General features: G+C 41.3%; 8 protein-coding genes. 1 reads left to right on the top strand and 7 read right to left on the bottom strand.

Annotated elements, in window-relative coordinates:
* From PQ469_RS25765 to PQ469_RS25755, 3 genes are all read right to left on the bottom strand, one after another.
* Nucleotides 1-1,089 (bottom strand): glycoside hydrolase family 43 protein, encoded by a 1,089-nt coding sequence (locus tag PQ469_RS25765; RefSeq protein ID WP_274210239.1) that lies wholly within the window; start codon nt 1,087-1,089, stop codon nt 1-3.
* 109 nt (nt 1,090-1,198) lie between these two features.
* Entirely contained in the window at nt 1,199-3,022 is a 1,824-nt protein-coding gene (locus PQ469_RS25760; protein ID WP_274210238.1) for a glycoside hydrolase family 35 protein, read from the bottom strand.
* Between the two features lie 315 nt (nt 3,023-3,337).
* Nucleotides 3,338-7,444 (bottom strand): hybrid sensor histidine kinase/response regulator transcription factor, encoded by a 4,107-nt coding sequence (locus PQ469_RS25755; RefSeq protein WP_274210237.1) that lies wholly within the window; start codon nt 7,442-7,444, stop codon nt 3,338-3,340.
* An 871-nt stretch (nt 7,445-8,315) separates the two neighbouring features.
* On the opposite strand from PQ469_RS25755, the gene PQ469_RS25750 reads away from it, so the two are divergent.
* Nucleotides 8,316-9,785 (top strand): RICIN domain-containing protein, encoded by a 1,470-nt coding sequence (locus PQ469_RS25750; RefSeq protein WP_274210236.1) that lies wholly within the window; start codon nt 8,316-8,318, stop codon nt 9,783-9,785.
* Between the two features lie 356 nt (nt 9,786-10,141).
* Here PQ469_RS25750 and PQ469_RS25745 read toward each other — a convergent pair whose 3' ends face one another.
* The 4 genes from PQ469_RS25745 to PQ469_RS25730 form a co-directional block, all read right to left on the bottom strand.
* Nucleotides 10,142-10,375, bottom strand: coding sequence for a hypothetical protein (locus tag PQ469_RS25745; protein WP_274209700.1), 234 nt, complete (start codon nt 10,373-10,375; stop codon nt 10,142-10,144).
* Nucleotides 10,339-11,253 carry an IS3 family transposase gene (locus PQ469_RS25740; protein ID WP_274209701.1) on the bottom strand — a complete coding sequence of 305 codons (915 nt, stop codon included), beginning with the start codon at nt 11,251-11,253 and terminating at the stop codon, nt 10,339-10,341. Before PQ469_RS25740 ends, PQ469_RS25745 begins: the two co-directional genes overlap by 37 nt.
* A 2-nt stretch (nt 11,254-11,255) precedes the next feature.
* Entirely contained in the window at nt 11,256-11,810 is a 555-nt protein-coding gene (locus PQ469_RS25735; protein ID WP_274209702.1) for a hypothetical protein, read from the bottom strand.
* Between the two features lie 230 nt (nt 11,811-12,040).
* Complete coding sequence (locus tag PQ469_RS25730) at nt 12,041-13,594, bottom strand: RagB/SusD family nutrient uptake outer membrane protein (RefSeq protein ID WP_274210235.1); 1,554 nt, start codon at nt 13,592-13,594, stop codon at nt 12,041-12,043.
* Nucleotide 13,595: the final 1 nt, after the last annotated feature.

The following is a 13,595-nucleotide window of genomic DNA, read 5'->3' as shown; positions in this document are numbered from 1 at the left end:
CTAAGGGTATATAACCTTTTTTTTAACCGTATCAACTACCAGTTCGTTTCGGATTCTCCCGCTCTCATTAACGGTTCGGAGAACAACATCCGCAGTCGTGTAGCTACTAATAAGCTTTTTAATTTCCTTTAAGGTCACCGGCATAACAGTACCGTGCCGTGGTTTAAAATTCATGGTCACCTCTTTATCTATAACCTTAAAGTTTTTTAAATCGGTTGATTTTGTAAACTGGTAACGGCCGCTGGTATACATGTCATACATCAAAATAAATCCACTGCCATCATTTAATTTAAAAGTACCGGCCCCTTCAACCGGTAGTGTAGTTTGCTGAACGTATTGATCGCTTTGAAGCGCATATCCACCGGTTAAGCTTTTGGAAACTGCAATTTTAATTCCAGGTACCCTATCTTCTGTTTTAAAGAACAAATAGTATTTGTCGTCTTTTTTCTCGATATCCCCGTCTATACAAGCTGCATTATCCGGACTAAAGAATAGCTGCTTAGGCTCCCCTTCAAAATCAGTAAAATCTTTATTAGCATATATATAGTATATCTTATCCGGGTTGCCGCCGTGCTTTAAAGAAAAGTAAACCATATACTTTTTAGCAACATTGTCATATATGGTTTGAGGCGCCCATACACGCAAAAGACTATCCTGGTCCGGAAAACGTTTTTGAAAATTAATATGAGCAGAAGACCAATGGATCAAATCGTTTGACTTAAGTAACACCAATCCCCGGTTAGAGTTCCATCCGTTGGCGGAAACCATATCTGTTGCAACCATAAAAAATGTTTTCCCATCGGCACATCTCAGGATGTGAGGGTCCCGAACACCACCGGTTTCGCTGATAACCGAGCTATTTATAACCGGTTCATTGTGGTTTAAGGCAAGATAGTGATATCCATCCATGCTGATTGCGAACCGGATGGCCTCTTCACTTTTCTGATTTCCGGTAAAGTAGGCAAACAAGTAACCTTTATACCTCTGGTTAAAATTATGATTGCTTTTTTGCCCGAACGCTGCTAACTGACAATTGAGCGAGAAAAAAACAATTACAGCAATACTGATTGCAATTCTTATATGGTTCATGTTAAAATAAAAGATATCCTTTGCAAAAGCATTACTGCCAGCAGTTAAAATATAATATAATCAGGCTCCCCAACGATATTGCTAAGGAGTATTGCGAATAAAATCCCGCTTATTGTAAGCGGTCTAAAACCGGTTTGTTCACTGCCGACAGTTTTTGGTTTTCGGGTTTTAGCAGTTCAAAAACTAATACCTCATTTTTGCCGGTATGCAACCATTCGCGTGGTACATACAAAGTTTGTTGAGGGCCGGTTCGCCAGTATCTCCCTAAGTTATGTCCGTTAATCCACACCATGCCCTTACCCCAATCGGTCATATCGAGATAGGTATCTCCCAAAGAAGATAATGAAAAAGTCCCCTTTTTCATGACAGGTGTATTTAAGTTAACCAAACCAGGGTTAGGGTTGTAGCTACCCACCGTTTTTAATGGCAAAGGAAAGTTTTGCCAACCTGTTATTTCATTATTTTGGAAAAACGCTTTGCCAACAATTCCCTTTTTGTTCTGTAACAGGTATTTACCAAAATTGATGCGGCCCAGGTTTTCTACTAAAATATCCAGTGTTACATTTCCAGCAGGTAAACTGACGTTAATACTGTCTAATCCGGTACGACGATCGAGGATTCCTACCGTTTTTCCGTTGATCATCACTACCGCGAAATCTCTGAGCTCTTTAATCTTCACTATTCCGGATTTCCCTCCCGTAATGGTTGTTCGGTACAACATAAAACCATAATCGAGTTTCATATCCTCAAAGGTTAATGGATTTTGACTGCTTTTGCTTTCCCGTTTTAAGTCGTCAAGGTTTGCCACATTATTGAGCTCAATTTGAGGTATTATGATGGTGGGTTTAACAGGGGGAACAACAGGCAAATTAATGCCGGCGGGTAAATGTTTTTGAATTACGTTTCTAAAAGCCCAAAATTTGGGTGTCGCGTTTCCGGCTTCATCAAGTGGTGCATCATAATCGTAACTGCTTATCTGTGGCTCAAACGGCGACTGGTCGTTATAGTTGGCCCCGTTCATAAATCCCCTTGTAGTTCCGCCATGAAACATGTACATATTTATCGAAATGCCTGCTGCAAGTACAGAGTCTAACCGGCCGGTATACTGATTTGCCGGAACCGTATGGTGTTTTGTACCCCACCAGTCGAACCACGCCGGATACCATTCGGCAATATAATAGGGGCCTTTACTATCGTGGTTTTGGTTGATGAGCTCCTTTACCTTGGCCGGATTATCTAACCCATTTACTGCCGGCAGTAAACCTGGCAAATGTCCTTTTACCAGGTCGGCAGCCGGATCGCAGGTATATAACAAACCGTCAAATCCGGCGTCTTTAAACATTTTTTGATTAACGGCCAGGTAATCCTTGTCAGAGCCGTATGATCCATACTCATTTTCAATTTGTACCATCAGGATGTTACCGCCATGATTTACCTGGTAGGGGGACAAACGCTTTCCTAATTCTTTAATGTAGTTTTCGTATTCGTTTAAATATTGCGGATTCTTGCTTCTTACAACCAGTCCTTCTTCATTTTCCAGCCAATACGGATAGCCGCCAAATTCCCATTCGGCACATACATAAGGGCTGGGGCGCAAAATAACCCACAAGCCTTCCTGCTGAGCTATTTTAATAAATTCAACAATATCATTATTGCCGGCGAAGTCAAATTGTCCCTTTTGCGGTTCGTGCAAGTTCCAAAAAACATACGTACCTATGGTGTTAAGCCCCATTGCCTTTGCCATTTTCATTCTGTCGCGCCAGGCCTCCCGTGGTATGCGGGGATAGTGTAATTCGCCCGAGATCATCTGGAAAGGCTTACCATCTAACAGAAAGTCCTTATCTCCTAATGTGAATTGATGTTTAGGTTGGGCTTTGACCAGGCCGCCCGCTAACAAAATGGCCCCAATTAAAAAAAGAATAAATGATCTCATTAAAAAAATATATAAAGTGTTATTGGTTACATAATAGGCAGGCTCTCAAAATTGTATTGCGGATGCGGTTAAGCTCCACTAATACTTCTGGCTATTAGCTGATGCTGCTAAAATGGATGTAAAATCAATTAATAAAAAGGGGGCTAACCCGTAAAATTGAAGGGGTAAACCACTAAAAAGGCCCCAAAAGGTTGTTTTCGTAGGATTTCGGGTAGTTTAAAAACAGACATTAGAGCACAACACTCAATAGATTGCCGGCTGAAGAATGGTTTTTACATTTTCGGGGAGAGGTAAACCAGGCGGCTGCTTACCGGTTTATTTTCTTTCGGCCACCTGGTTTACCATAGCATTTTTGAAGCTCTTTCTGAATTTTTTAATGTATTCGGAAGGTTTTAAGTCGAACACTTTTTTAAACTGCTCACGAAAATATTTGATGTCTTTTATTCCAACAGCATAAGCGGTTTCCAATATATTTAAATCGCTGTGTACAAATAACTGTGCCGCTTTTCGCAACCTGATTGACCGTATGAAGCTATTTGCGGGTTGCCCGGAAATCATTTTGATTTTTTTATAGATCCCGGAATAGGACATATTTAATTCGTAGGCTAAGGATTGAAGGTTAAAATCGGGGTCTGTTATATGATCCTCAACAATCCGGATGCAGGAATCCAGAAACCGTTTGTACTCTATCGAGATGCTATGGGGGTTATTGTTAAGTGTGATTTCATTATAAAAATATTGCTGAAGGGTATTCCTGCTCCTCAGCAACCCATTGACCTTTGCTTTCAGGATATCTTTGTCAAAAGGTTTCCCGATATAATCATCAGCGCCACCTTCAATACCTTTTAGCTTTATCTCATTTGATGCGCTGGCTGTTAAAAGAATCACCGGAAGGTGCGAGGTTGTCATATTTCCCTTAATGGCTGCACAAACTTCTATACCTGTAATGCCCTGCATCATCACATCACATATAACAATATCCGGCCATTGTTCGTTTATTATTTTTATTCCCTCTTCGCCGCTTGACGCAACAAGAACATTATATTCGAGTTTGAAAATCTGGCGCAGATATTCTCTCATATCCTCATGGTCATCGATGATCAATAGCGTTTTGAAGTCAGACAATGATTGTTCTTCAACCGGGTCTGCTGCCAACACGATGTCATTAGCTGTAGTTTCAGCATCAATCAGCTCCTTTAAAAACCCGGAAGTAGCTGCTGATTGTTCTAAAATAACAGGGTCTTTAAGGTGCAATTTGCCTTTTTTAAAAGTGATGGTGAACGATGTGCCTTTTCCAATCTGACTTTGATATTCAACTGTTCCGTTCTGGCGTTCTACAAAATTTTTGACGAGGTATAGTCCAAGACCAAATCCTCCGGTTGGTGTGCCCGCCAAATCAGGTACCTGGTAAAAACGACTAAAAAGTTTTTCACCAACTTCGGAAGGGATTCCGCATCCATCGTCCTCGACCATTATTGATACCACCTGGTCTGCTTCTTCTACACAGATGCGAATCTTTCCATGTTTATGAGTGAACTTTATCGCATTCGAGAGCAGATTAAATAACACTATTTCTGTTTTTTCTCTATCTACATAAATATTAAGGCAATCGGCTGATGATACAAACTCCAAATGGATTTGTTTTCTTTTCGCTTCATGTACAAAACATAAATAAACCTCCTTACATAAATCAACAATATTAACATTGCTTATTTTAAGCTGATCGGATTCTGATTCTGCCTTTTTGAAAAGGAGCAGCTGATCTACCAGGCCTAATAGCCGGCGCGCGTTTCTGTAAACAATGTTTAAATTGGAGGCATCCATAGCCTTCTTTTCGTTAAATAATAGTTCCTTAACAGGGTTAATGATCAATGTCAATGGCGTCCGGAACTCATGAGAAATATTGGTAAAAAAAGCAAGCTTTCGTTCGCTTAACTCCTTTTCCTTTTCACTTTCATAGTGAGCAATCTGAATTTCGTATTTTAGTTTAGCCTGATGGTCCCTGTATAACAGATACAGATAAACCAACCCGCCAACAATTATAATATAGATAGTATATGCCCACCAGGTTTGGTACCACGGTGGAGAAATAATTATGATTAACGATTTCGGCGTTCTGTTCCACACGCCGTCATTATTGCTTGCAATTACCTTAAAGGTATAAGTTCCCGGGTTAAGGTTGGTGTAAGTAACCCTTCGCTGGCTACTGTTAAAATTCCATTTTTCGTCAAAGCCTTCTAATTTATACCGATAACCATTTTTCTCTGAATGGGTATAATTGAGCGAAACGAATTCGATTGAAAATACATTTTGGTCGTAATTAAGAAATGCAGTATCGGCTGTACTAACCGGCTTTTTCAATGGCGAATTTTTACCCGGCCTTACCGATTTATTAAACACCTGGAAATCGGAAAGATAAACCTGGGGGATTTTATTATTCAATTTAATTTTTGACGGATCGAAAACAACTACGCCAGTATTTCCGCCTAAATAAATCTGACCATCTGCCGACTTGTAAATAAGCGAGTGGGAAAACACGCCGTCGCCTTCATCAAAATTGGTGACAGCTAATGTTCGGGGAGTAAACTTTGATATTCCCGTTGCGGAGTTAATCCAAAGATTCCCAAAACCATCTTCAACAAGGTTGTTGAAAACATTACTTGCAAATCCATCTTTGCTTGAGTAAACGATAAAAGAATCATTTTTCGGAACATATTTATTTAGCCCGTCGGCCGTGCAGATCCAGATATTCCTTTTACTATCCTCAAATAAACAGTGAACGATATTACTACTAAGGCTACCGGCATTTTTGTCATTATAAGCGTAATGATGAAAAATGCCGTTTTTTTGGTCAAAACGATCAACCCCGTTTCCATTTGTTCCAATCCACACATTGCCTTTTTTGTCTTTTAAAAGCGTATAAATATGGTTGCTGGCAATTGAATTAGGGTTTTTATCGTCGTTATAATAATGTTTGAATTGCTGTTTTTCTTCGTTGTATATTTTAAGGCCGGCGTCTGTAGCGAGCCAGTATTCATGAGGCCTTACTTCAAGAATATCTCTGAAAACATCTTCATTAAAGAAATTGCTCAGGGCCGAATGATGAAAGTGGTGTATAAACCGGTTATTCTTAACGTCAAACTTATCAAAACCATTTTCGGTAGCCGCCCATAATACACCATCATTGTCTAAATATATTTTGCCAACCTGATTGCTGCTGATGCTTGACGGATTATTTGTGTGATTAAATAGCTTTGTGTTTTTTTTTATTAAATCAAACTGATAAAGCCCGTTGTTTGTTGCCAACCACAACATGTTCCCTTGCAACAACATACTTTTTACTTCGCGCGGTTTGATTGATAATGGAATGAAATGGAATTTATACTGTGTAAAATCTACTTTTGTTAAAGCGTCTTTACCACATAGCCACATAATTCCGGCATTATCATTGTAAACATAGCTATCGGCTGTGCTATTAACATCGCCAATTTTTCGCCATTGGCCATTCCCCTTATTTATAAAATAGAACCCGGCGTTACTTCCAACAACTAAGGTGGAGTCATTAGCGTTGTCGATACAAAAAGCGCCTATATTAACATTGTCACGACTCGGAAATGCGGTATATCGCTGTTTTTTAGGATAAAACTGATAAAGCCCGCTCCAATAGGTGCCCACCCAAATACAACCACTCCTTTGATCGTAAAAAAGGCTCCAGATATCATTAGGGCTTTTTTTATGCAGAGATTCGGTTTGCAGATAATTGGTAAAACGCTTACCAACCTTATCGAATTTATTCAACCCGCCGTTCCAGTTCCCCAGCCAAAGGTTTTTATCGTTATCTTCAACAATTGCATTTACCGACTTTCCTTTTATTGAAAACTCGTTTTGCGGGTTAGGTTTATAGGTAATAAATGACCTGCGATTTGCCACATATTGATTAAAACCATCGTCTGTTCCTATCCAGATAGTTCCTTCTCTATCGCATAAGATCGAAAAAATCTTGTTGTTACTTATCGACTGTTTGATTTTATCACTATGATAAAACCGTTCAAATTTTTCAGTGTTGGGATCTAAAACATTTAAGCCGTCTATCGTCCCAACCCATATTTTTCCGTTTTTATCTTCAGCAAGCGCGTTAATATAATTTGAACTTATGCTTGCCGTGTTACCTGGAATGTTTACTAAGTTTTCAAAGGAGTAGCCATCAAACTTACAAAGCCCATTGTCTGTCCCTATCCACATGTATCCGCGCCTGTCTTTAAGGGCTACTGTTACATTTTCGGATGGCAGGCCGTCATGAGTAGTATATGATTTTAGGGCAAAATTCTTGGTGTCATTGGTTGGAGAGGTCGTTAAGATTTGTCCATTTAGGCCGGTTGTGCACAAAAAATTGATCAGGAAGAATAAGACAGCTTTATACATAAATCCGTTATCACTTTTAATTAGATAAATACTATACCGTGTTATCACTGATAACTTGTACCAGTATAAAATAAGCTTCACAATTATCTTTGGTCGGTCAACAATCAAAAATATTGTACTTAATACACTAATTTTCAGGATAACACAATTCCAACAAAGCGGGGGACACGGAACGTTGGCCATATTAAAAGTGCCGACAAATGATCCTTTTATTGGGGTATAAATTGAGGTTTGATACGCATTTTTCCTTAAGAATATATAGATCAAACTTTATTTAAACCCTAATTGGAGGATTCATCATCGCTCTTAAATATTAATCAAACCCCTACTGTGACGTTGAAACATTAAGTTTATAAGGCACTCAAATTTATATAATATTAATTGTATTAATAACAAGAATTCCAAATGTTTAGGAATTGAAAACAACACCGATACTTGACGTTCAGGCGATAACGGGTTAAAAAAAGAAGAGGAATTGCGTTAAAATTCGTTAAAATGACACTTTATCCCCGCAATATTGAGGCTTTACCCCCTTTTTAATTTCTGCTTTTTAAAAGAGATTTAGGTTAAACCATATAAACACGGATTTCCCTTTTCCATTATTGCTTACAGTCATTTTTCAATGGCTAATCAAATTGCCGACCGTAACGTCCGGCAGTGATTAACGGTAATTGCTGGGCTGGAAATCTGGATTTTAATACCTCTGCCATGAGAATATTCAAGTTATTACTGCATATGCATTCAGTTGTTTTGCAGTTAATCGATGTCATTACCTGCTTTGTGCCAACGCCGGGAAGATCACCGCCTTGTTTAAAAGTTAAAACCAATTGATTATAAAGAACCAATTATTTGACATTTTAATATAAAACTTATGAGAAAAAATTTAACCGCCCAGGCACTATGCTGCCTGTTAGCCTTTATGATGGGCTGTTCAAAAAACACTATTCAAAAGAACCCTGATATCTCCGGCTTGTCGACAAAACAAAACCTTGCGCTTTCAACTACCAACACCAATGGCTTTCGTGGTATAAACTGGGCCGACCCTAATGGCAACGAAGGCGACGGAAGGGTTGTATTGCCAAGCGGTATGACTACATCGCTCACCGCAACCCAGGCTGCTGCTTTGGCCACCAGTATTTCAAGCGCTGTTAAAACAAGCGGCGGTACTACTATCAGGATGCCCATAAACCCATGGACGGCCTCAAGCTCTACTTATTGGCCTGTATACCAGGCTGCAATTAATGCCATTGTATCAAACGGCTGTAAAGTAATACTTTGCTACTGGCCGGTAGGTGTGCACCATGTACCGGATGTTACGCAATGGACTACCATGTGGACAACTGTGAATAATGTTTATAAAAACAACACGTCTATTTTGTATGAGCCTATAAATGAACCTGTGGATTATTCAGGTACCGATTTGAATAATTTATATGCCAGTTTTTTAACCACATTTAGTACGGCCGATGGTAAATGCATCCTGGACGGCACTGGTTATGCTGCTGACGTAACTGCAGTTGGCGCCGATTCAAGGTTAGTTAATCAATACCTGGGCCTGCACTGCTACTGGTGGTTCTGGGGATCGCATGATGTTTGGTCGGGCTATTACAGCGACATGTCAAGCAGGACCGGATCTTACGCGGCCCGTACGGTGGTTACCGAAGTTGGTATCGAAACATTCAGGAACATGAGTTTCTGGTGGCAATGGGATACTGGTGTATATGTTGATCAGGCATTTTTAACCGGGGCGCTTTCGTATGCCAGGGACAACTCTATGGGTACTATAGCATGGTCGGGCGTTAATGATATTGATACCTACCGCTGGTATAAGGCAAATAATAACCTGGTAGAGGTTAGCCCGGGCACCGCGAACATGTTCAGGTGGTCATGGAAACTTACCGCATCTCCTGTATGGCTGGGGCCAATTGCCGACGGGCGGTACAAGCTTCAAAATCGTGCATCGGGCCTTATGCTTGATAATTTGGGCAGCACGACCGATGGCGCTACCGTGGCTCAATGGGCATCGGGAACAAGTGCCAACCAAAAATGGAATGTAAGTTATACCGATGGCTATTATACGCTAAGCTGTGTAACCGGGAAAGAGTGCCTGGACACCGGGGGTAATACTACTGATGGCTCATCGGTTAAACAATATACAGTAGGCACCAGTACTAACCAGCGCTGGTCAATAGTTTCGGCCGGAAGCGGTTACTACAAAATAGTTAACCTTGCTACAGGGAAATGCCTGGATACTGGAGGCTTGACAACCAATGGATCTGTTATGCAACAGTGGACAAGCGGTTCGAGCTACAACCAGCAATGGACGCTTATTGCGCAATAAAAAAGTTAACAGTACCAAGTCGTAAGTCTGAAGTTGGATTTTTTCGTTTTTGACTTAGAACTTTAGGATAACATTATCCGTCAATTTATCGATGACATTATACTACATCGCGAGGCTGCCTTAAAAGGGCAGCCTTTTCTGTTTTACGACTTATTTACGTTGCGATTGATAACTGAAAATTTGCAAAACAGTGTATTCATCGATATAAAAGAGGATACACCTAAATTGCGCGATCATTTTAGTGTTAACCATGATGAAATTCAATGTATTGATTATCAAATATTTATAAATATTTTATCTGAAATGTGTTAAGTTATGTTAACCCAATTAGATGCGTTTGACCCGTCCTGAAATAACTATACAGATTTGTGAGTTAATCCTGTAAACACTATACAGGTTCTTTTTTTAAAGATAAAGTTAAATAACTTGTTGTTTGTTTGTTGTGTTGGAATGTGGGAAACTCCTTCAGTTTTCCATATTTCAACACGTTTTTCTTTTTTTGCTTCTTTTTTTCTTTTTGCTGAACCTCCTCTTTTTGTTGATAACTCATCTGTCAGGCGGGTATGGCCAGCGGCTTTTCCTTCTCCCATTTGCCCGGGTATTCCTTCCAGCGTTTTTTCAGTACATCACCTTGTTCATGCGCCTGGCAAGGCGTCAGGTAGTCACAGCTTCCATGGGGCCTCAATTCGTTGTATGCCTTAATACTGCTATCGATCTTTTTATAAGTCTGCTCAAAGTTAACCGGGCTGATGTACAGGTCGAACTCCCCCTTGATGATGCCATTCATTCGTTCGGCCAGTGCATTCTCATACGGGTCACCCCGTTCAGTCATACTGATGGAAATAGTTTCGTTCCCAAGCAATTCCACATAATCCTTAGAGCAGTATTGGGACCCTCTGTCAGAGTGATGGGTAAGGGTTTGCCCGCTGTAACTGCGGACATCCAGGGCCATCTGTAAGGCCGCTATAGGCCCCAGCGCCAGCATATCCAGGCGGAAACAATAACCCATGATCTTACGTGAAAATGCATCTGTTATCAGTGACAGGTAGCCCCATTGGTTTTGCACCCGAATGTAAGTTATATCGCTTACCCAAAGTTCCTCCGGCCGTATAATATGCATTTCCTTTACCAGGTTGGCGTACTTATGCATCCAGTGCCGGGAATCGGTGGTGATTGCTTTTCGTTTACGCTGCCTGATCAGCAGCTTATGAGCGTCAAGCAAGTCAAACAGGTAGTCCCTGCCGATTTCTATATGATGAGAAGCCAGTTGCGGCTTAAGCAGATAAAGCATCTTTCTTGTCCCTAACCGGGGTAAAGGCTTCCTTATTTCATGAACAAGCTGCAGGATAATTTCCTCTTTGATAGAGTCATCCTGGTTTCTCCATAAGTGATCATAGTGCGCATGGCGGGTTTTGCCAAACAGTCCGCATAGAAACGCCCAGCTTAAATGCGCGTAATCCTGCTTCATTATCATGACTGCCTGGCCCCAGCTTTTTTTCTGATCTTGATCTTAAACTGATCCTCTGCTACATCAATAAGGGTATTTAAGGCACTGATCTTTAGCTGTGCATATTCCAAAGCCTTTTTTAAAGCTTCCGTTTCCGGGTCCGGCACACCAGACTGCCCTTCAGCTTTATCCTTCATCTCAAACTTTTCATGAACCGCAAGTTCGGCATTTTCTTTCAACGAGGCCTTAAGCCATTTATTTAACGTTTCTCCACTTAGTCCGTATGACTTCCTCGCTGCATAAGGTTTCAGAATGCCTTGCTCAACCTGGCGGACGACGGATCTTTTTTCTATGTCGCTTAAATGATATCCCCGCTGTTTTTCCTGGTACTCTTTCGAGCCGCGGTCGCGCATCCATTTACTCAGAGATGCCCGCGACATGCCATACTGATAGGCTATCACGCTCCGCGGAGTCCCTGATTCTATCAATTTTATGATCTCATTCCGTAGGCTGCTTTCAAAGTGACATCGCTTAGTAAGGCGAATCTGACTCGCTTTTTGTTCCGATTCTTCTTTCATACACTTTCTTTTAGTGTATAGTTATTTCAGGACGAGTCAGTTTGCCCAGGGCGTTATAGGACTAAGTACCTTGCTGCAATACTTCAGATATGATGGGAGCTGCCAATTTCAAAACATGTACAAAGCAGATATATCGTATTTAAAACGAAACCCCCGATAAACCGCTATTGCAGTATTATCGGGGGCTATATCGCTAAAACGAAAGGAAATTTGTGCGATGACAGGACGCCTTAATATCCCGGGTTGTTTGGTAGCAATTTTTTGTTGATGTCAATATCGGCTTGCGGAACTGGCCATAACCATCCTTTACCTGCATCAAATGTCCGGGTATCTAACTTAACCTGTTTAAACTGCCAGGTAGCGGCACTTGCCGGATTACTCAGCAACGATTTGTCATATCCATAAACATCATGAACCAGGGATTGATCTTTCCAGCGTAACATATCTGCATACCTGGTGCCTTCCATAAAGAATTCAACCCTGCGCTCATGGCGTAATATCGCCCTTAATTGCGTTTGGTTTAAGCCGGTACCTTCTACATCTTCAACCCTGGGCATGCTTACCCTGGCACGCACCTTGTCTATAAGTGTATAGATTTCCGTTGCGGTGCTTCCCGATTCAATCAGGGCTTCGGCACGTATCAGCAACACGTCGGCATAACGCATCAAAATAGTATTGAGTGAACAATTATTGGGGTCGGCAATACCTATCGCCGCGTATTTACGCGGGCGTGCACCAGACGGAACCACATCATTGGCAGGTATGTAGGTGGTTGTACCCCACAAAGAGCCAGGTAATACTACTGAAGCAGCCAATCTTGGATCGCGATTGACATACGGGTTTTGAGCATTGTAGCCCGAAGCGGAGTTGGTAACCGGTAATCCATTGGTCATGTAATATGAATCGATCAAATCAGCAGTGACGTTTGGAGTTGGCCAAACACTCAAAGATAAGGCAGATGATGGCCAGGGTTGTGACTGGGTAGTGGGTATATATTGGATGTCAAAAATCACTTCACTATTGTTTTCGTGTGCCTCATCAAACAGCGAACCATAGTTAGTATATAAACTGTAGGTGTTAAGATTGATCACATCCTGCGCGGCCTGTGCAGCATCGGCCCACTTTCCATTGTACAAAAGAGCTTTTGCCTTGTAAGCTAATGCAGCTCCTTTGGTTGCCCGGCCAACATCAGAACCCGAGTAGGAGGTTGGTAGTGCGGCTGCTGCCTCTGTAAAATCAGTTAAGATCTGCGTCAGCACCGTAGCTTTCGCAGTCCTTGAAACATATGCATCCGAGAGCGACAGTACACTGGTAATTAAGGGCACATCGCCAAAATAAGTAGTCAAATCCGTATAGGCATACCCTCGTAAAAACTTAGCTTCGGCCGACATTTGGGTTTTTACAGTAGCATCAATGCTTGCATTGGCAACATCCTGCAAAAACTCGTTGGCCCTTGAAATAATGGTGTAATCCTGGGTCCACTTCGCATATGGCGCCCAACTGTTGGTTGTGGTTTGCCATGCCCCTACTTCCTTTGAGCCCTGCCAGGCATCCTGGCAATAGGCATTATCCGATTCAAATTCAAACTGGAAAAAATGCGCCGGGGTGGCATTAGGTTGTAGTGCATTGTAAATGCCCACCAACGCCATTTTTACCTGGGTTTCGTTCTGGTAAAATGTCGAGGGCGACAAGCGGTCTTTTGGCGTTTTATCCAGAAGGTTTTTCTTGCAGCCGGCAAGATTAATAACAGATGCTAAGATTATGATTTTATATATAGTCTTCATG

It is taken from the genome of Mucilaginibacter sp. KACC 22773 (assembly GCF_028736215.1).
Classification (GTDB): Bacteria; Bacteroidota; Bacteroidia; order Sphingobacteriales; family Sphingobacteriaceae; genus Mucilaginibacter.
Note: the sequence above shows the minus strand (reverse complement) of the source record. Positions and strands in the feature narration are given on the sequence as shown.

Coding starts and splice junctions, on each gene's coding strand:
- PQ469_RS25765 (WP_274210239.1), bottom strand. CDS start 1,089: ATGAACCATATAAGAATTGCAATCAGTATTGCTGTAATTGTTTTTTTC.
- PQ469_RS25740 (WP_274209701.1), bottom strand. CDS start 11,253: ATGAAGCAGGATTACGCGCATTTAAGCTGGGCGTTTCTATGCGGACTG.
- PQ469_RS25750 (WP_274210236.1), top strand. CDS start 8,316: ATGAGAAAAAATTTAACCGCCCAGGCACTATGCTGCCTGTTAGCCTTT.
- PQ469_RS25730 (WP_274210235.1), bottom strand. CDS start 13,594: ATGAAGACTATATATAAAATCATAATCTTAGCATCTGTTATTAATCTT.
- PQ469_RS25735 (WP_274209702.1), bottom strand. CDS start 11,810: ATGAAAGAAGAATCGGAACAAAAAGCGAGTCAGATTCGCCTTACTAAG.
- PQ469_RS25760 (WP_274210238.1), bottom strand. CDS start 3,022: ATGAGATCATTTATTCTTTTTTTAATTGGGGCCATTTTGTTAGCGGGC.
- PQ469_RS25745 (WP_274209700.1), bottom strand. CDS start 10,375: ATGGGAGAAGGAAAAGCCGCTGGCCATACCCGCCTGACAGATGAGTTA.
- PQ469_RS25755 (WP_274210237.1), bottom strand. CDS start 7,444: ATGTATAAAGCTGTCTTATTCTTCCTGATCAATTTTTTGTGCACAACC.